Genomic DNA, 17,784 nt, shown 5'->3' with positions numbered 1-17,784 from the left:
GGTCGCTTGGGGTAAAGCAGTTCAGCGGGAGCCCTTCGGGTCCAGCGCGTCACGCACGCCGTCGCCGAAGAGGTTGAAGGCAAGAACGGTGATGAAGATCGCCACACCCGGGATCACCATGTACATCGGGTCCGAGTCGTAGTAGTCGATCGCGTTCGAGAGCATCTGCCCCCAGGAGGCCGTGGGCGGCTTGACGCCCACGCCCAGGAAGCTGAGCGCTGCCTCGGTAAGGATGTTGGTGGGGATCATCATCGTCGTGTACACGACGATCGGCGCGACGAGGTTGGGCAGCAACTCCTTGAAGAGGATGTAGAGCCGACCAGCGCCGAGCGAGCGAGCGGCCTCGACGTACTCGCGTTCCCGCAGTGACAGCGTCTGACCGCGGACCACACGTCCGATGTAGGGCCAGCCGAAGAAGCCGATGACCAGGATCATGACGAACAGGCGCACGCCTGTACCGCTGAGGCCCAACATCTCGTTCGGCATGACGGAGACCAGCGCGATGATGAACAGCAGCTGCGGGAAGGCGAGGAGACCGTCCATGACACGGCTGATGACCGAGTCGACCCAGCCGCCGAAGAAGCCGGCCAGAACTCCGAGCACCGTGCCCAGCACCACCGCGACCAGGGCGGACAGGAAGCCGACGAGCAGGGAGATGCGGGCACCGTAGACGACGCGCGCGAAGATGTCGCGGCCGTTGACCGGTTCGACTCCGAGGAGGTGGTCGCCGCTGATGCCGCCCAGGGACCCCCTGGGCGTTCCGAACAGCGGGTCGATCAGGGACTCGTGGTAGGCATCCGGGTCCTGCCCGATCAGGCTCGTGATCAACGGCGCGAGCACCGCGATCACAATGAGGAGGAGAACAACGATGCCGCCGGCCAGGGCGAGCTTGTCCCGCTTCAGACGCTCCCATGCGATCCGCCCCAGGGAACGCCCCTGAACGGCCTTCGCATTGGTGGCGGCAACCGCCGCTTGCTCGGCCGCAGCCGCGGCCGCTTCCGCGGTCGGCTCGTGCAATGGTGCCGTCATTAGGCTGGGACCCCTCTCAACCGGCGGTAACCGGCCCGTACTTGCCGCTGGTAGCGGCATCAATCAGTCCTTCGTACGCAGGGGCCGCGCCCCTTGAAGGGGGAGTCTTCAATGCTGATGCGATCAGCCGCCAGCCTTGACGGTGAATGGATGCGCAACCGTGATGCAAGCTGGGGATTCCCGTTATGCGGACAGTACGTCACGGCGACCGGACAAGAGTAAGCCGAACAACGCCGGAGCAAAAAGGGCAATCAGGACAAGAGGAACTCGTGTGTCCCGTGAATCCTGCTCAGTAGCCGCCGCGCACCGGCGGATAGCCGTACCCGGCGGCAGGGGCCTGCGGCTGGGGCGGGGCCTGGAACCCGGGACGGGGCTGAGGTTGCGGTGGACCCACGTGGGCCTCGCGGTCGTAGAACGGGCGCGCGCTGGCCCGCATCCACATCACCACCGGGTCGTAGTCGTCGGTCATCGCGACCGTCGACACCGGGAGCCCCTCCGGCACCACCCCGATGGACTGCTGCATCATCGCGCGCACCGAGTCCACCGCGGCGGGCGAGGTGTCGTACACGTCCAGGCCGATGGCGAGGTACGGCGCCCCGAGCGCCGGCTGCACCCAGGCACGGCGCAGGGAGCGCAAGGCGGGGGTGCGGTGGGCATTCTGCGCGAGCAGGGCGTAGAACTGCGGAATCTCGATAACGGGCTCAGTGAGGCGCAGGGGGCCGGCGGGCTGACGTCCCAGGCCGGTGGCCAGACGGCGCAGGTCGAGCCAGGGAACGCCGACACCGCCGCCCGGGGCGTGCGGGTTGAGCCAGAGACCGTAGTGGTCGGGGTAGAGGGTGCGGGCCACGTCGAGTCCGTCGACGACCTCGTAGGAGCGGTTCCAGCCGCTGACGGATAGTTCCTGGGCGGAGGTCACACAGGGGGCGTAGTGGAAGCCCTCGACCTCCATGTCCCCGTACTGGGCATCCGGGGAACCGGCCTGGCCGTGCCAGAGGAGCATCCAGATCTGGCCGGAGGACGGGGTGGCGAGGGCGCGCAGCAGTGCCTCGTACGCGTCGTAGCGTCCGGGCGTGACCTGGCGCAGCATGTGCTCGACGCTGCCACTGTGGCTCGCGCTCACCTGTCGTACCGGCCCTTCTTCGGAAGCCCCTCGTTCAAAGACAGCTTAAGCGCCCACTGGGGTGAGGCCTGGGGTTCGTGCACGCGTACGAATCGTCCGTGACCGGCCGTGTCCCGTTTGCGGCCGGGACCCACACCGGACACGGCCGTGCGGCGCTCGGGTACGTCAGTGGCCGTACTGGTAGAAGGGCCGGACGTGGTTCTTCAGCCACTCGGCCACCGGGTCCTCGGTCACGTCCAGGAGGACCAGGTTGACCGGCCACGGCACCGGCACCCTGCCCAGGGCGCGGCCGAGGGCCTCCAGGGGGCGAGCGCGCAGGTCGCCCTCCCACTGCGACAGTTCCACGCCCACGAACATCACCGGGTCTGCCGTCTCGACGGCGGCCAGGCAGCGGCGGGCCGTGACGACCACGCCGGTCTCGGCGAACTCGGCGGAGGCGGCGGAGAGGAAGTCGACCGGGTCGTCCTGCCAGTCGGGCTCGAAGAGACGGACCCGGCCGCCGCTGCTGGGGCCGTCGAGCGGGGTGCGGGGCCCACGGCACAGTTCGGCGACCGCCTCGGGTGGCAGGGGGATGCCGACCACACCGCCCGGGTTCACGGCCATGCCCGCCTGCGGGGGAAGCCCGCGGGCGAACTCCACGGCAGGTGCGATGGTGTACGACATGTGGGAACCGGAGACCTGACGGAGCTGCTCCTCGGAGCTGAACACCGGAACGTACGCCTGGCCGTCGATCTCCAGCGTGGGCAGGTCCAGTTGGCCGCTGTCCGGGCCCCCGCCGCTGGGCAGTGGGATCCACAGGAAGCTCCGGCCGAGAACCTCGATGATCCGGCTGCCCGCGGACGGGATGCCGAGGGAGGCCGACAGCACCTCCTCCAGTTCATTGCCGGGCCAACCGCCGTGCGGGTGGGGGTGTGCCTGTGCGGGGAAGCCCGCGGGAACGTCCGCCGGGAAGTCCATCTGCTCTACCGCCTGCTGGGAACCGCTGTTGTGGAGAAGAAGGCTAGCGGGTGACGGTGACATCACCGAGGGCGAGTGCCGGCTGACCCGGCTCGGCCTAAGAAGCCGATGCGCTTCAGGGTGTCCGCCGCAGCCCGGTCCAGCAGCACAGCCGAGCCGCAGCCGACAGGCACCCGGCCCCGCTCGACCGCGCCGAGCAGGCGGGCCGTCGTACGGCAGTGGCGGCGGAAGGCGTGGCGGGAGACCCCCCGGCCACGCTGGCGTTGGCCCGCCCGGGCGGCCTCGGGAGCGACGTCGAGCAACAGCAGGTGCAGGATGCCGCCGCGGCGGCGGGCCGCACGGGCGAGCCAGCCGCGCACCCAGCCCTGGGTACCGCAATCGTGCACAACGACGGCCTCCTCGGCGCGCAAGGCGTGCCACAGCCGGCTGTAGTGGACGAGGCGCACCAGGGGGCGGTAGAGCGCGTACGGCAGTAAGCGGGGCAGCCGGGCGGCGAAGCGCTCACGGGTGTCCTGGGAATCGACGCACTGGCCGACGGCCGTGCGGTGCATCAGCGTGGACTTTCCGCTGCCGGGCAGGCCGGTGACCACGACCACGTCACGGGCACCGAAGTCCAGGGCCCGGGGGCTGCGGCCGGCTCGGCCGCGCAGATCGCGGACGACCGCGGAGGAAGGCTCGGAGCAGCTCTCATGGGCCGGGGCGAAGGGCTGCCCCGACACCACGGCACCGGCGGTGACGTACCCGGTGGTCCTCTTCACCATGATCGTCCTCCCCTACGGACTTGGCCGTTCCCGTGCCCACCACACGTAAAGGGAGGGTAATGAGGCGATGTCGGTGGTTCGGTGCGCATACCGCCACGGCTCGGTTACAGATGTGACCCTGACGGGCGGGGCCACGGCGTGCAATGATGTGCCGGCCAACTGCATACCGGCCGCTTGAATCCGCGCGGGAGAGTCCCCAGGCCGCTGGGGCGCCGAAGGAGCAAGTCCCTCCCTTGAATCTCTCAGGCCCCGTTACCGCGCGGGCGAGGCACATCTGAAAAGCGGGCTGCTGTGACAGTGGCTCCACCCAAGGTGCAAGCCGTGGTCGTCCCCGTGGCGGTCGTGGCGAACCTCTCAGGTTCCGATGACAGATGGGGAGGAACGTTCCTCGCCCCGTCCGCCTTCCCTGGGAGACGACCGACCGATGAGCAGTACCGAACCCACTGAACTCCGTCATACTGCGCTGGATGCGCTGCACCGCTCGCTCGGTGCGACGATGACCGACTTCGCCGGCTGGGACATGCCCCTGCGTTACGGCTCCGAGCGCGACGAGCACATCGCGGTGCGGACCAAGGCTGGCCTGTTCGACCTCTCCCACATGGGTGAGATCACCGTGACCGGCTCCGAGGCTGCCGTCTTCCTGAACCACGCCCTGGTCGGCAACATCGCCTCGGTCGGCGTCGGTCGTGCCCGCTACACCATGATCTGCCAGGCCGACGGCGGCATCCTGGACGACCTGATCGTCTACCGGCTGGCCGAGACCGAGTACATGGTCGTGGCCAACGCCTCCAACGCCCAGGTGGTGCTGGACGCACTGACCGAACGGGCCGCCGGTTTCGATGCGGAGGTACGTGACGACCGGGACGCCTACGCGCTGATCGCGGTGCAGGGCCCCGAGTCCCCCGGCATCCTGAAGTCCCTGACGGACGCGGACCTGGACGGCCTCAAGTACTACGCGGGTCTGCCCGGTACGGTCGCCGGTGTCCCGGCCCTCATCGCCCGCACCGGCTACACCGGCGAGGACGGCTTCGAGCTGTTCGTGAAGCCGGAGCACGTCGTGCGGCTATGGCAGGCCCTGACCGAGGCGGGCGAGGGCGTCGGCCTGGTGCCGTGCGGCCTGTCCTGCCGGGACACACTGCGCCTGGAGGCAGGCATGCCGCTGTACGGGCACGAGCTGAACACCTCCCTCACCCCCTTCGACGCCGGCCTCGGCCGCGTGGTCAAGTTCGAGAAGGCGGGTGACTTCGTTGGACGGGACGCGCTGGCGAAGGCCGCCGAGCGCGCTGCTTCCCAGCCGCCCCGGGTCCTGGTCGGCCTGATCGCCGAAGGCCGCCGAGTGCCGCGCGCCGGGTACTCCGTGGTCGCCGGCGGCGAGGTGATCGGCGAGGTCACCTCCGGAGCTCCCTCCCCCACCCTGGGCAAGCCGATCGCCATGGCCTATGTCGACGCGGCGCACGCAGCGCCGGGCACCGCGGGTGTCGGCGTGGACATCCGGGGCAGCCACGAGCCGTACCAGGTCGTGGCGCTGCCGTTCTACAAGCGCCAGAAGTGACACTGAGCGCGGAACGTCCCCTGACGTGACTCTGCGCACACTTCCCTGCTCACGAGCAGTTCCAGCAGTCCCCCCTTCATCAGCCCTCCCGCGCGTACAGGAGAATCCAGGTCATGAGCAACCCCCAGCAGCTGCGCTACAGCAAGGAGCACGAGTGGCTGTCGGCCGCCGAGAACGGCGTCTCGACGGTCGGCATCACCGAGTTCGCGGCCAACGCGCTCGGCGATGTCGTCTACGCCCAGCTCCCCGAGGTCGGCTCCACGGTGTCCGCGGGCGAGACCGTGGGCGAGTTGGAGTCGACGAAGTCGGTATCCGACCTGTACTCGCCGGTCACCGGTGAGGTCACCGAGATCAACGAGGATGTCGTCAACGACCCTTCGCTGGTGAACTCCGCCCCCTTCGAAGACGGCTGGCTGTTCAAGGTACGCGTCACGGAGGAGCCGGCCGACCTGCTCTCCGCCGACGAGTACGCCGCCCACGCCGCCGGCTGAAGAGTCCTGAAGGAGTCGTAGCCGTATGACTGTCCTGAACACCCCCCTGCACGAGCTGGACCCGGAGATCGCCGCCGCGGTCGACGCCGAGCTCAGCCGCCAGCAGTCCACGCTGGAGATGATCGCGTCCGAGAACTTCGCGCCGCTCGCGGTGATGGAGGCGCAGGGCTCGGTCCTCACCAACAAGTACGCCGAGGGCTACCCGGGCCGCCGCTACTACGGCGGCTGCGAGCACGTCGACGTCGCCGAGCAGATCGCCATCGACCGGATCAAGGAGCTGTTCGGCGCCGAGTACGCCAACGTGCAGCCCCACTCCGGTGCCTCCGCCAACCAGGCGGCGCTGTTCGCGCTGGCCCAGCCCGGGGACACCATCCTCGGCCTGGACCTGGCGCACGGCGGCCACCTGACCCACGGGATGCGGCTGAACTTCTCCGGCAAGCAGTTCCACGTGGTCGCGTACCACGTGGACGTGGAGACCGGCCTGGTCGACATGGCCGAAGTCGAGCGGCTCGCCAAGGAGCACCGCCCGAAGGTGATCATCGCCGGCTGGTCGGCCTACCCGCGGCAACTGGACTTCGCCGAGTTCCGCCGGATCGCCGACGAGGTCGAGGCCCACCTGTGGGTCGACATGGCGCACTTCGCGGGCCTGGTCGCCGCCGGTCTCCACCCGAACCCGGTGCAGTACGCGGACGTGGTCACCTCCACCACCCACAAGACCCTCGGCGGCCCGCGCGGCGGCATCATCCTCGCGAAGAAGGCCTTCGCCAAGAAGCTGAACTCGTCCGTCTTCCCGGGCTTCCAGGGCGGTCCCCTGGAGCACGTGATCGCGGCCAAGGCCGTCTCCTTCAAGGTCGCGGCGGGCGAAGAGTTCAAAGAGCGCCAGCGCCGGACCGTGGACGGTGCTCGCATCCTCGCCGAGCGTCTGACGGCGTCCGACGCCCGCGCGGCCGGCGTGAACGTCCTGTCCGGCGGCACCGACGTGCACTTGATCCTGGTCGACCTGCGCGAGTCCGAGCTGGACGGCCAGCAGGCCGAGGACCGCCTCCACGAGGTCGGGATCACCGTCAACCGCAACGCCGTCCCGAACGACCCGCGCCCCCCGATGGTCACCTCGGGCCTGAGGATCGGCACGCCCGCGCTCGCGACCCGCGGCTTCACGGCCGAGGACTTCGCCGAGGTCGCGGACGTGATCGCCGAGGCGCTCAAGCCGTCCTACGACGCCGAGGCCCTCAAGACGCGGGTGAAGGCGCTCGCCGACAAGCACCCGCTGTACCCGGGTCTGAACAAGTAGGTCACCGCACCAGCAGGTCACCTCTGGTGGGGCACCGCGCACACTGGACACACCGGTGGCGCGGTGCCCGCCCCCTGCACCGCCCAGCACCACCCAAGCACCACCCCGCATTGAGGAGTCACCCGTGGCCATCTCGGTCTTCGACCTGTTCTCGATCGGCATCGGCCCGTCCAGCTCCCACACGGTCGGCCCGATGCGCGCAGCACGCATGTTCGCCCGCCGGCTGCGCAACGAGGGTCTGCTCGACTCCGTCGCGTCCCTGCGCTGCGCGCTGTACGGATCGCTCGGGGCAACCGGCCACGGCCACGGCACTCCGAAGGCGGTCCTCCTCGGCCTGGAAGGCGCCTCGCCGCGCACGGTGGACGTGGAAACGGCCGACGAGCGGGTGGAGAAGATCAGACAGTTGGAGCGTCTGTCGCTCCTCGGCGAGCACGAGATTCCGTTCTCCTACGGCGAGGACCTGGTGCTGCACCGCCGCAAGGCCCTGCCGTACCACGCCAACGGCATGGCCGTCTGGGCGTACGACGCGTCCGGCGCGGAACTGCTGTCGAAGACCTACTACTCGGTCGGCGGCGGCTTCGTCGTGGACGAGGACGCGGTCGGCGCGGACCGCATCAAGCTGGACGACACGGTGTTGAAGTACCCCTTCCGCACGGGCGACGAACTGCTGCGCCTGGCCAAGGAGACGGGCCTGTCGATCTCTTCGCTGATGTTCGAGAACGAGCGGGCCTGGCGCACGGAGGAGGAGATCCGGGCCGGACTCCTGGAGATCTGGCGGGTGATGCGCGCGTGCGTGCAGCGCGGCATGTCACGCGAGGGCATCCTGCCCGGCGGTCTGAAGGTCCGCCGCCGCGCGGCCGTCTCGGCCCGTCAACTGCGCGCCGAGGGGGACCCGCTGGCGCACGCGATGGAGTGGATCACGCTCTACGCGATGGCGGTGAACGAGGAGAACGCGGCCGGCGGCCGGGTCGTCACCGCCCCGACCAACGGCGCAGCCGGAATCATCCCCGCAGTCCTGCACTACTACATCAACTTCGTACCGGGCGCCGACGAGGACGGCGTGGTGAGGTTTCTGCTGGCTGCGGGCGCGATCGGCATGCTCTTCAAGGAGAACGCCTCCATCTCCGGCGCCGAGGTCGGCTGCCAGGGCGAGGTGGGCTCCGCCTGTTCGATGGCCGCGGGCGCGCTGGCGGAGGTGCTCGGCGGCTCCCCCGAGCAGGTCGAGAACGCGGCCGAGATCGGCATGGAGCACAACCTCGGCCTCACCTGCGACCCGGTCGGCGGCCTGGTCCAGATTCCCTGCATCGAACGCAACGGCATGGCCGCGGTGAAGGCCGTCACGGCGGCCCGGATGGCGATGCGCGGCGACGGCTCCCACAAGGTGTCCCTGGACAAGGTCATCAAGACCATGAAGGACACGGGTGCCGACATGTCGGTGAAGTACAAGGAGACGGCCCGGGGCGGACTCGCGGTGAACATCATCGAGTGCTAGGGAAACAGGCCTTTCCCGGTGCGTTCGTGTCCTGCGGTCCCGGGCGGCGTGGACCGGGGTGAGGCAGGCGGCCCGGCCGCACCCGTGATCGGTGGCAGGTCGTGTGACCAGGAAGCGGATTCCCTCACTGGAGTACCAACGACGTCTGCGCACGGCAGGGCACACCCGGGTCCTCGACCGGTTCAGGTGATCAGGCTCTGGACAGCGTCAACGGGAGAGCCGAGATCGGCCGGTTGCCACGTGGTCAGGGCGTTCCCGTTTCCCCAGTAGGTCTCGTGGAGAAGGTCATCGGCTGTCCCGGTGTACACGTGCTGCACGGAGTCGGAGGTGATCTGGGACGAAACGCTGTTCACCGCCGATCCGAGGCTGGCGATCTGCCACGTCGTAAGGCTGTTCCCACCGCCCCAGTAGGTTTCGTGGACGGTACCGTCAGCGTTGCCGGCATAGATGTGCTGTACGCCGGTGGAGATCTGGGTACTGATTCCCTTGACGGGCGAGCTGAAGTGCGCGGCCTGCCACGTGGTCAACGAATTGCCGTTCCCCCAGTACGTCTCGTAGACGCTGCCCCCTTGGCTGCCGGAGTAGACGTGCTGGACGGTGTCCGGAGTGATGCGCGAGTCCACGGAGGTCACCGCCGATCCGAGGCTGGCGATCTGCCACGTCGTCAGGGCATTGCCTCCGCCCCAATAGCTCTCGTGGACGGTGCCGGCCTGGGTCCCGGAGTAGACGTGTTGCACACCGTTGTCCACCTGGGTGGAAAGGGCGTTGACGCTGCTGCCGAAGCTGGCGATCTGCCACGTGGTCAGGGAGTTCCCGCTCCCCCAGTACGTCTCGTGCACAGTGCCGTTCGACGCTCCGGTGTAGACGTGTTGCACGCCATCGGGCGTGATCTGTGTGGAGATGGAGGTGACGGGCGACCCGATGCTCGCAACCTGCCACGTCGTCAGGGCGTTGCCTCCGCCCCAGTAGGTCTCGTGGACGGTGCCGGCCTGGGTCCCGGAGTAGACGTGGAAGACACCGTTGGAGGTTCGGGCCGAAACGGCAGTCACCGGCGACCCGAGGCTGGCGATCTGCCACGTCGTCAGGGCGTTGCCTCCGCCCCAGTAGGTCTCGTGGACGGTGCCGTCGGCGGCACCGGCGAAGATGTGCTGGATCCCTTGCAGGCCAGTGCCTCCGCCACCGGACGAGAGGTCTTTGAAGTGGATGTAGCCCGAGGCCGAACTGACGGGGACCGTGTGTTCGCCCCAGTGGCCGGTGTAGTCGGAGTTGTAATCCTCGATGGTCACGGTCGAGTCGCTGTTGACCGACTCGACCCAGGCGACGTGTTGCGGTGAGGACGTCCAGTAGATCGCGCCAAGAGCCGGGGTCATGTTGACCGCATAGCCGCGAGCGCTGGCGTCCGGTCCCCAAGCGGAGGCGTTGTCGTGGAACGGCATCTCGAAGCCGTTGACCGAGTGCAGCATCCACGCCGCATATGACGTGCACTCGCGGTTGTACTCACCCCAATTGTCCAAGACGCTGTCCATGGGTGTGGGCGGCGCCCACTGCGCGGGGTAGGTGTCAGTGCCTGCAGCCGCCGTCGCGGCAGCGGACACGGTGATGATCGCTGTGGTGCCGAGCAAGGCGAGTACCAGGGCAAGTCTGCCGATGGCTGCTGTGACACGCGAACCGACGTCTCTCGACCGGTCTCCTTGGGCGTTGTTCATCCGGTTCCCCCCTCAGACGGCGGTGGCCGCGTGGGCCGCATCGCTACAGCAGGTGATGCTATCCAACACACAGTGATCATCTACGTAAGTCCGGCAAACCGACCTCAGGGGCAAGGCCGTCGCCAGGCAGACGATCCACGACGCACAAAGTGGTCCGACGCAGCGGCCGACGGCTGAACAGCAGCTCCCCGACCATCAGATCCGGCCGGACCGTCCCGGCGATCTCGACCGGCGCCTTGGGCGCTCGCCCTGCACGACGCGGACGACCTCGTGGAAGAACGGTTCGACGCGACGCCGCCGAGCGGGGCCGTGCCACGCCGAGGGAAGGCAGCCAGGCCTGGTCACGGAATGGTCTGCGGCTCGCGCTCGGGCTTGCCCGCCTTGTTACTGATGTCCCGTCAGGGGCTACCGCGCAGTAACCGGCTCCCCCTACGCTGTCGTCAACTTGACCTCGAATAAGGGGAGTTCGGCATGCTCAAGATTCGCTTGGTGAGACGGCTGGCGGCGCTCGCGGGTGCCGCCGCCCTGATGACAGTGGTTCCGGGCACCCCCGCCCAGGCCGCGTCGCCGAAGTTCTCCGAGACGACGGCGATCGGCACGCACAACGCGTACGAGAAGTCCAAGTACACCTATTTCGCACAGGCGTTGGACTCAGGCGCCTCACTGCTGGAGCTGGATGTGTACGTCGACACCATCAGCCATCGCTGGCGGGTCAGCCACAGCAACCCCTGGGGGGACAACAACAACTGCGAGGCCGCGAAGAACCCGGACGAGTTGTACAGCAAGAGCCGCAACCAGGATCTCGGCAGCTGCCTGGACAACATGGCCGCCTGGAACCAGCTGCACCCCGACCACCCTCCGATCGTCATCAAGGTCGAGATGAAGGTGGGCTTCTACGACAAGGGGGGTCTCGGTCCCGACGAGTTCGACACGCTCGTCTCCCAGAAACTGGGCAGCAGCGTGTACAAGCCCGCGGACCTGCTGGACGGCACGTACCCCTCCCTCGATGCCGCGGCCAAGGCCAACGCCTGGCCGACCCGCGACTCCCTCAAGGGCAAGTTCCTGTTCGAGCTGATCCCGGGCACGGTGGAGCAGGCCAACCCGTTCGACCATTACTGGACGGACGAGGAGTACGCGGACCATCTGCGGAACCTGTATGCGGCCGGCGACATCTCAGCGGCCGAGGCGTTCCCGGCCGTGCTCGGGGCCCAGAACGGCGATCCACGCGTCAGCCGCTACGACTCCTCGATCCGACCGTGGTTCGTGTTCTTCGACGGTGACGCGGCCACCTACGTCAACAACGGCTACGACACGTCGTTCTACTCGGCACACCACTACATCCTGATCACGACGGACGCCGCCGGCGTGTCCCCCGCCATCTCCTCCACGGACCCGACGGACGCCGAAGTCGCCGCCCGGCTTTCACTGCTGGCCAAGGATCACGCGAGCCTCATCACCTCGGACTGGGCGACGAAACCGGCATCGGTGCTCGGCTCGGTGACCACCCGGGGCTGACACCTCGCACCGGCGAACGATTGCCGCACACCGGTGGGATCAGCGGAGCGAGGAGGGGGGCAAGCAACAAAGGGGGTGCCCCTCCCCCGTTTCCGCGGGACGGACACCCCCTTCGGGCAGGTCACTTGTTCAGGTAGGCCCAGAACTCGTCGAACGACAGGACCTTGTCGCCGTTGAGGTCGCGGGTCCTGATGATGGCCTCTGCCACCGCGTCGGTGACGTTCCAGTCACCCCCCTGGGCCAGGGCGGACTTGAACTCGGCTGCGGTGATGACCCCGTCACCGTTCGCGTCGATCCGCTGGAACTGCTTGCGTGCTTCCTCGATGTCCGCCACCGATCCGCCCCTTTTACTCGTGTTTCTCATGCCGTGCTGGCGTACTGACGCTGGTCAGATTAACGGCCTTGGCGGACCCTCGGCGCCGCGGCCACCCGTCCATCGGCCCAGGGACCAGTGGTTCCGGAGCTCCCGGGGTCCGAGGGTCCAGGGACCCAGGGACCCAGGGACCCAGGGACCCAGACTGGCGTCTGGAACACCCACACGCGAGGGGCGGCGCTTCAACGTTCCCGCGTCAGCGGAAGATGCCGGTGTGGCCGAGTGAATAGCGACCCGGCTGGGGGTACACGGCTAGCCCGTGCGGGCCCCTGCCGACCTTGATGCGGGCCAGTTCGGTGCCGGTGCGGGTGTCGATGGCGTACACCTCGGCGTTGTACCGGCCGGACAGCCAGAGGACCTTGCCGTCCGCTGAGACCCCGCCCATGTCCGGACTGCCGCCACCAGGCAGACGCCACTTCTTGGTGAGCCGGTTCCGGGTGAAGTCAAAGACGGAGATGGAGCCTTCGCCCCGGTTGGAGATGTACATCTCGCGGGAGTCGCGGCTGATGTAGAGACCGTGGCAGCCTTTGCCCGTGTAGAGGAACCGGGGCTTGGCGAAGGTGTCGCCATCCAGGATCCACATTCCGTCGGCCACCATGTCGGCGATGTAGAACAGTTTGCCGTCCGGAGAGATCTTGACGTCCTGCGGCTTCGCGCCCGCGTACGGAAGTTTCTGCTGTGCGACCACCTTCATCTGGACGGTGTCGACCTTGAGCAGTTCACCGCTGAACTCGCAGGAAACGATGAAGTAGCGGCCGTCGGCGGAGAAGTCGGCGTGGTTGACGCCGTAGCAGTTGACCGGCACCGCCTTGACCACCTTCATGGTGTGCGCGTCGCGGAACACGAGTTGACGGTCCATGGAGGCCATCACGACAGCGTGTTTGCCGTCGGGGGTGAAGTACAGGTTGTAGGGGTCGTGCACGGCGACCGGCTTACCCGGCTTGCCGGTCTTCGGGTCGATCGGGGTGAGGGAGTTACCGAGGTCGTTGTTGACCCAGAGGGTCTTCAGGTCCCAGGACGGCACGACGTGCTGCGGCTGGCGGCCGACCGGGATGGTCTCGATGACCTGGTACGTCTTGGGGTCGATAACGGTGACGGTGTTGGATTCGGTGTTGGGCACGTACACCCGGGAGGGGAAGTCCTTGACCACGGGTGAGAGCTGGTTCGGGCGGTCGGCGGCGTAGACGTCGGCCGGATCCTCCACCGGCGGCATCCCCGGCAGGACGTTCACCTTCGGCTTCTTCGCCTGTGCCGGAACCGGGGCCCCGCTACCGAGGGCCTCGTTCTCTTGGTGTTGTCTCCCACCGCAGGCGGACAGCAGCGTCAGGGCGGTGACGGCGACTCCGGCGGCTAGCAGGCGGGCGGCTTTCGTGGTTCGCATCAGCTGAGCAGCTCCGTGGTGGTGACCGCGCGCAGTCCGCGGCGGCCGAGTTCGTGAAGGACATCGGGGAGGGCGGCGACCGTGTCCTGGTATCCGAAGTGCAGACTCACCACCGACCCATGACGCACGTCGGCGAGCACGTTGCGGGTGACGGCCGCGGCGCCGGGCCGGGTGTAGTCGAGCGAGTCGACGTCGTACGACAGCACGTGCGGGTAGCCGGCCGCGCGGGCCAGCCGGGCGACGAGCGGGGAGGCGGTCGGGGCGCGGGAGGGACGGAACCAGGTGCCGATGGAGCCGGTGAGTCGCTTGAGCCGGTCGGCGCACTCGGTGATCTCCTTGCGGGCGTCCGGTTCGGCCAGGGCGTTCACGGAGATGTGCCGCTGGGTGTGGTTGCCGAGGTCGTGGCCGCCGTCGAGGATGCGCCGGGCGATACCGGGGTGCTCGTCCAACCAGGTGCCGACGGCGAGCACGGTGAGCCGGGCACCCAGCTCCTCGGCCACGCCGAGCAGGGAGTGGGCGAGGCCGGGGTCGCCCTGGCCGTGGAAGGTGAGGGCGACCTGGGCACGGGTGCGCGGGCCGTGGCTGATCTGGACGGGTTGCCCGGGGTAGCCGCGGGGGGCCGGGGCAGCCCGAGCGGCGGGCGAGGACCCGGGAGCAGACGGCGGGGTCGGGGTGGTGGGCGGGGCGGCCGGGCCCGAGCCGCAACCGGCGGCGAGCGCGCCGCCGGCGACAAGCCCGGCGCCCGTGCGCAGCACCCCACGTCGGTTGATGGTGGTCACCCGCACCATTTAAGAGGTAATAGGGTGGAAAACCGCAGATTAGCCCGTTTAGGGGTATTTCGGATTGCAGGCCGGCAGTGGGCGCTAGCGGTCGGCGACCCGCATCTCGAACCAGGTCGTCTTGCCACGCGGCAACAGGTCCACGCCCCACCGGTCAGAAAGCTTGTCGACCAGGAACAGCCCTCGACCGCTGACGTCCATCTCCTGAACCGGCATCAGACAGGGCAGGCCGCGCGAGGGATCACGGACCTCCACTCGGATCCAGCCGGTGCGGCGGCGCATCCGGAGACCGAAGACGCGGGCGCCGGTGTGGCGTACGGCGTTGCCGACGAGCTCCGACACGAGCAGGACGGCGTCCTCGGCGAGTTTGGGGCTCAGCCGCCAGGTGCGTAAGACGACGACCTGAACGAGCCGACGAGCCGTGGCCGCGGACTCCGGGCGGGAGGGCAGCGGCACCTCCGTCTCCGCTGGATCACCGAACAGTTCGAGCGCCTTGAGCGCCTGCTCGTCCTCCGCCGCGGGCGACCAGCGTGCCGCGGCTGCACGGCAGTGTCCCCGCGGCTGTTCGATGCCCTCCAGCCCCGCCATGCCCCCATGATGGCGGCCCAAAGCCGTCTTGGGGGCCGTTCCGAAGGAATACGCCCCCTGCACGCCCCCGCCCCACCCCCATCGAATGGCATATGCCGAAGGCATTCCGAGGTTCGGTGCAGCCCCCTTGACCTGCGACAACGCCTCATCCTCGGGCAATCGTCAGCCTCCCTCGACGAGGCAGGCTTAAGGGTTCCTTAAGGTTCCCATAATCCGCCCCTTCGAGGGACCGGGATGAGACGTCGCGTCAATTGCAAGAGTTCCTGGGGAATTACCAGGAAGTTCACGCCGCTGTCGCCCGGTGGAGCGCGGCCGGGAAGGACGGTCAGCGGAACTTGGCCTTTCCCGGGCCTTCCTCCACGAAGCTACGCATACCCCGCTCACGGTCTTCGGTGGCGAACAGACCCGCGAACCAGTTCCGTTCGACAGCGAGCCCGGTGTCGATGTCGGTCTCCAGTCCGGTGTCGACCGATTCCTTCGCCGCGCGCAGCGCGATCGCCGGCCCCTGAGCGAGCTTCGCGGCCCAGGCGTGTGCCTGCTCGTACACGTCGGCGGCCGGGACGATCCGGTCCACCAGTCCGATGGCGAGGGCCTCGTCGGCCCGGACCTGACGGCCGGTGAAGATCAGGTCCTTGGCCTTGGAGGGGCCGACCAGCCTGGACAGCCGCTGGGTGCCACCGGCCCCCGGGATGAGACCGAGCAGGATCTCGGGCTGGCCGAGCTTGGCGTTGTCCGCGGCGATGCGGTAGTCGGCACACAGGGCCAGTTCGCAGCCGCCGCCGAGCGCGTAGCCGGTGATGGCGGCCACAACGGGCTTGGGGATGCGGGCCACGGCGGTGAAGGAATCCTGCAGGGCGCGGGCGCGCAGGACCATCGCGGTGTGGTCCATGTCCTGCATCTCCTTGATGTCCGCGCCCGCTGCGAACACCCGCTCGCCACCGTAGATCACCACGGCGCGCACGTCGTCGCGGCGCGTGGCCTCCTCGGCGAGTTCCTTCAGTCGGTCCTGCGTGGCGATGTCCAGCGCGTTCATCGGCGGACGCTCCAGACGCAGGGTTCCGACACCTTCGGCAACTTCGAGAGTGACGGTCATGCAGGTCAGGTTAACGGGGACTAACGCGGCAACCGCGCCTGGGGTGCACAGCGGCTGCAACGTCTGAGTGATCAGGTACCTGTGCTGTTCAGGGCGGTCCGGTGAGGGGCCCACCCGTCACCGCACAGGCTCTCCGTCGCCGTCCCGCCAGCCGTACGCCGACTTCCCCGACACCCGTAACCCCCGAGTCACCTCCGGCAGCCGCGCCCCGGCACCAGCATCTCCGCGGCCCCGAAACGAACCGACGCACGCTCCGCCACCCCACAGCGGTCAGACCGTCACCATCCGCCTCCCTCGGGACGAGGACGTAGCACCGCCGACGTCCGCTGCAGCGCGCCCCTTCAACGTCAGTGGACGAGTTCAACGTCAGTGGACGAGAACGGCGCGGGGCCTCAGCGACGGCTCACTTCGTCCACTCGGTCCACGGCATGTTCCAGCCGTTGAGCCCGTTGGACGGGGACACCGTGCGGTCGTTGGAGTTCTTCACGACCAGCACGTCGCCGATGATCGAGTGGTTGAAGAACCAGGCAGCCGGAACGCCGCTGTCGTAACCCCCGCGGACGTCGCGCAGGCCGACGCAGCCGTGGCTGGAGTTGTAGTTGCCGAAGGCCCCGCCGCCCCAGTAGTTGCCGTGCACGAAGGTTCCGGAGTCGGTCAGGCGGATGGCGTGCGGGACGTCCTTGATGTCGTACTCGCTGCCGTATCCGACCGTCTCGCTGTTCATCCGGGTGACGGTGAACTTCTGGCTCATGACCATCTGACCGTTCCAGGTGTCATAACCGGGCTTGCCGGTGGTGACCGGGATGGTCTTGATCACCTTGCCGTCCTGGGTGACCTTCATCGTGTGCTTCTTGGCGTCCACGTAGGACACCTGGTTGCGGCCGATGGTGAACTTCACCGTCTTGTGCTGCTTGCCGTAGACGCCGTCGCGTCCCTCGACGCCGTCCAGGTTGAGGTCGACGGTGACCTTGGTGCCGGCCTTCCAGTACTTCTCGGGACGGAAGTCCAGCCGGTCGTTGCCGAACCAGTGGCCCTCGACATCCACCGGCGGCTCGGTCTTGATCGTGACCGCCTTCTTGACGGCGTCGGGGTGGGTGATGCCCCGGGTGAAGCGGAGGGAGAACGGCATGCCGACACCGACGGTGGAACCGTCCTCTGGGGTGAAGTAGCCGACGAAGGTGTTCTGCGGGGTCAGCGTGGTGAACGTGGAGTCCTCAGCGGCCTGGCGGCCCGCGGAGTCTTTGGCAACCGCGTGCACGGTGTACTTGGTGCCGGCGGCCAGGTGGGTCGACGGCGTCCAGGACGCACCCCCGCCGGCCAGGGTCCCGTCGACCTTCGTGCCCTTCTCGTCCTTGACGGTGACTTCGGTCAGCTTGCCCCCCGCGACGCTGACCTTGAGGGTTCCGCTGGTGTCCACGCCCGTGGCACCGGACTGGGGAGAAATACTGACAGCGGCCGTCGACTGCTTGCTCTGCTGGGTGCTCGAGCCCTTGTCCTTGCCGTTCCCCGAGCCGGAACCCGAGCCACCGCCCCCGCCGCAGGCGGTGAGGGCGACCAACAGGGCAGCGGCCACCAACCCCAGCCCCTTTCGGCCTCGCCGCCCCGCCACCGACGTCCCCGATATCGGCCGCACGTTCAACTCGTACTCCCCTCGCC

Annotated in this window: 16 protein-coding genes and 2 riboswitches; of the genes, 5 read left to right on the top strand and 11 right to left on the bottom strand. The window is 68.3% G+C overall.

What is annotated here, in order from left to right; genetic code table 11:
- Positions 1-21: 21 nt before the first annotated feature.
- From LK06_RS23770 to LK06_RS23755, 4 genes are all read right to left on the bottom strand, one after another.
- The gene (locus LK06_RS23770; RefSeq protein WP_039653353.1) at positions 22-1,029 is read right to left on the bottom strand and encodes an ABC transporter permease; all 1,008 of its coding nucleotides are present in this window, start codon (positions 1,027-1,029) and stop codon (positions 22-24) included.
- Between the two features lie 289 nt (positions 1,030-1,318).
- Positions 1,319-2,116, bottom strand: coding sequence for an enhanced serine sensitivity protein SseB C-terminal domain-containing protein (locus LK06_RS23765; RefSeq protein WP_275673983.1), 798 nt, complete (start codon positions 2,114-2,116; stop codon positions 1,319-1,321).
- A 198-nt stretch (positions 2,117-2,314) separates the two neighbouring features.
- A complete protein-coding gene (locus LK06_RS23760) occupies positions 2,315-3,106 on the bottom strand; it encodes an enhanced serine sensitivity protein SseB (protein ID WP_039653356.1) in 792 nt (263 codons plus the stop codon).
- 62 nt (positions 3,107-3,168) lie between these two features.
- Complete coding sequence (locus LK06_RS23755; RefSeq protein ID WP_039653411.1) at positions 3,169-3,864, bottom strand: AAA family ATPase; 696 nt, start codon at positions 3,862-3,864, stop codon at positions 3,169-3,171.
- A gap of 178 nt (positions 3,865-4,042) precedes the next feature.
- Positions 4,043-4,135, top strand: a riboswitch (glycine riboswitch).
- Positions 4,136-4,248: riboswitch (glycine riboswitch) on the top strand.
- 43 nt (positions 4,249-4,291) lie between these two features.
- On the opposite strand from LK06_RS23755, the gene gcvT reads away from it, so the two are divergent.
- From gcvT to LK06_RS23735, 4 genes are all read left to right on the top strand, one after another.
- The gene (gene gcvT, locus LK06_RS23750) at positions 4,292-5,419 is read left to right on the top strand and encodes a glycine cleavage system aminomethyltransferase GcvT (protein ID WP_043435036.1); all 1,128 of its coding nucleotides are present in this window, start codon (positions 4,292-4,294) and stop codon (positions 5,417-5,419) included.
- A 113-nt stretch (positions 5,420-5,532) separates the two neighbouring features.
- On the top strand, positions 5,533-5,910 hold the full coding sequence (gene gcvH / locus LK06_RS23745; protein ID WP_039653360.1) for a glycine cleavage system protein GcvH: 378 nt from the start codon (positions 5,533-5,535) through the stop codon (positions 5,908-5,910).
- A 25-nt stretch (positions 5,911-5,935) separates the two neighbouring features.
- On the top strand, positions 5,936-7,201 hold the full coding sequence (gene glyA / locus LK06_RS23740) for a serine hydroxymethyltransferase (RefSeq protein ID WP_039653362.1): 1,266 nt from the start codon (positions 5,936-5,938) through the stop codon (positions 7,199-7,201).
- A 124-nt stretch (positions 7,202-7,325) separates the two neighbouring features.
- Complete coding sequence (locus LK06_RS23735) at positions 7,326-8,693, top strand: L-serine ammonia-lyase (RefSeq protein WP_043435034.1); 1,368 nt, start codon at positions 7,326-7,328, stop codon at positions 8,691-8,693.
- 182 nt (positions 8,694-8,875) lie between these two features.
- On the opposite strand, the gene LK06_RS23730 is transcribed toward LK06_RS23735, so the two are convergent.
- Positions 8,876-10,399, bottom strand: coding sequence for a CHAP domain-containing protein (locus LK06_RS23730; RefSeq protein WP_052319031.1), 1,524 nt, complete (start codon positions 10,397-10,399; stop codon positions 8,876-8,878).
- Between the two features lie 471 nt (positions 10,400-10,870).
- Here LK06_RS23730 and LK06_RS23725 point away from each other — a divergent pair, with 471 nt between their 5' ends.
- Positions 10,871-11,914 carry a phosphatidylinositol-specific phospholipase C domain-containing protein gene (locus LK06_RS23725; protein ID WP_039653368.1) on the top strand — a complete coding sequence of 348 codons (1,044 nt, stop codon included), beginning with the start codon at positions 10,871-10,873 and terminating at the stop codon, positions 11,912-11,914.
- A gap of 121 nt (positions 11,915-12,035) precedes the next feature.
- Here the strand turns inward: LK06_RS23725 and LK06_RS23720 are convergent, their stop codons facing one another.
- From LK06_RS23720 to LK06_RS23695, 6 genes are all read right to left on the bottom strand, one after another.
- Positions 12,036-12,248, bottom strand: a complete 213-nt coding sequence (locus tag LK06_RS23720; RefSeq protein WP_039653369.1) for an EF-hand domain-containing protein — start codon at positions 12,246-12,248, stop codon at positions 12,036-12,038.
- A gap of 235 nt (positions 12,249-12,483) precedes the next feature.
- A complete protein-coding gene (locus LK06_RS23715) occupies positions 12,484-13,668 on the bottom strand; it encodes a YVTN family beta-propeller repeat protein (protein ID WP_039653371.1) in 1,185 nt (394 codons plus the stop codon).
- A complete protein-coding gene (locus LK06_RS23710) occupies positions 13,668-14,456 on the bottom strand; it encodes a polysaccharide deacetylase family protein (protein WP_039653372.1) in 789 nt (262 codons plus the stop codon). The genes LK06_RS23715 and LK06_RS23710 overlap by 1 nt, the downstream gene beginning before the upstream one ends.
- Positions 14,457-14,531: 75 nt before the next feature.
- A complete protein-coding gene (locus LK06_RS23705; RefSeq protein WP_039653374.1) occupies positions 14,532-15,035 on the bottom strand; it encodes an ATP-binding protein in 504 nt (167 codons plus the stop codon).
- 325 nt (positions 15,036-15,360) lie between these two features.
- Positions 15,361-16,128, bottom strand: coding sequence for an enoyl-CoA hydratase/isomerase family protein (locus LK06_RS23700; protein ID WP_039653376.1), 768 nt, complete (start codon positions 16,126-16,128; stop codon positions 15,361-15,363).
- A gap of 403 nt (positions 16,129-16,531) precedes the next feature.
- Entirely contained in the window at positions 16,532-17,767 is a 1,236-nt protein-coding gene (locus LK06_RS23695; protein WP_234367490.1) for a L,D-transpeptidase, read from the bottom strand.
- Between the last annotated feature and the right edge of the window lie 17 nt (positions 17,768-17,784).

This window comes from Streptomyces pluripotens, assembly GCF_000802245.2.
GTDB classification, from domain to species: Bacteria; Actinomycetota; Actinomycetes; order Streptomycetales; family Streptomycetaceae; genus Streptomyces; species Streptomyces pluripotens.
Note: the sequence above shows the minus strand (reverse complement) of the source record. Positions and strands in the feature narration are given on the sequence as shown.

What these genes read in the sequence shown, in the direction of transcription:
- LK06_RS23770 (WP_039653353.1), bottom strand. Translation starts at nt 1,029, where the DNA reads ATGACGGCACCATTGCACGAGCCGACCGCGGAAGCGGCCGCGGCTGCG.
- LK06_RS23765 (WP_275673983.1), bottom strand. Translation starts at nt 2,116, where the DNA reads ATGCTGCGCCAGGTCACGCCCGGACGCTACGACGCGTACGAGGCACTG.
- LK06_RS23760 (WP_039653356.1), bottom strand. Translation starts at nt 3,106, where the DNA reads ATGGACTTCCCGGCGGACGTTCCCGCGGGCTTCCCCGCACAGGCACAC.
- gcvT (WP_043435036.1), top strand. Translation starts at nt 4,292, where the DNA reads ATGAGCAGTACCGAACCCACTGAACTCCGTCATACTGCGCTGGATGCG.
- gcvH (WP_039653360.1), top strand. Translation starts at nt 5,533, where the DNA reads ATGAGCAACCCCCAGCAGCTGCGCTACAGCAAGGAGCACGAGTGGCTG.
- glyA (WP_039653362.1), top strand. Translation starts at nt 5,936, where the DNA reads ATGACTGTCCTGAACACCCCCCTGCACGAGCTGGACCCGGAGATCGCC.
- LK06_RS23730 (WP_052319031.1), bottom strand. Translation starts at nt 10,399, where the DNA reads ATGAACAACGCCCAAGGAGACCGGTCGAGAGACGTCGGTTCGCGTGTC.
- LK06_RS23725 (WP_039653368.1), top strand. Translation starts at nt 10,871, where the DNA reads ATGCTCAAGATTCGCTTGGTGAGACGGCTGGCGGCGCTCGCGGGTGCC.
- LK06_RS23715 (WP_039653371.1), bottom strand. Translation starts at nt 13,668, where the DNA reads ATGCGAACCACGAAAGCCGCCCGCCTGCTAGCCGCCGGAGTCGCCGTC.
- LK06_RS23710 (WP_039653372.1), bottom strand. Translation starts at nt 14,456, where the DNA reads ATGGTGCGGGTGACCACCATCAACCGACGTGGGGTGCTGCGCACGGGC.
- LK06_RS23705 (WP_039653374.1), bottom strand. Translation starts at nt 15,035, where the DNA reads ATGGCGGGGCTGGAGGGCATCGAACAGCCGCGGGGACACTGCCGTGCA.
- LK06_RS23700 (WP_039653376.1), bottom strand. Translation starts at nt 16,128, where the DNA reads ATGACCGTCACTCTCGAAGTTGCCGAAGGTGTCGGAACCCTGCGTCTG.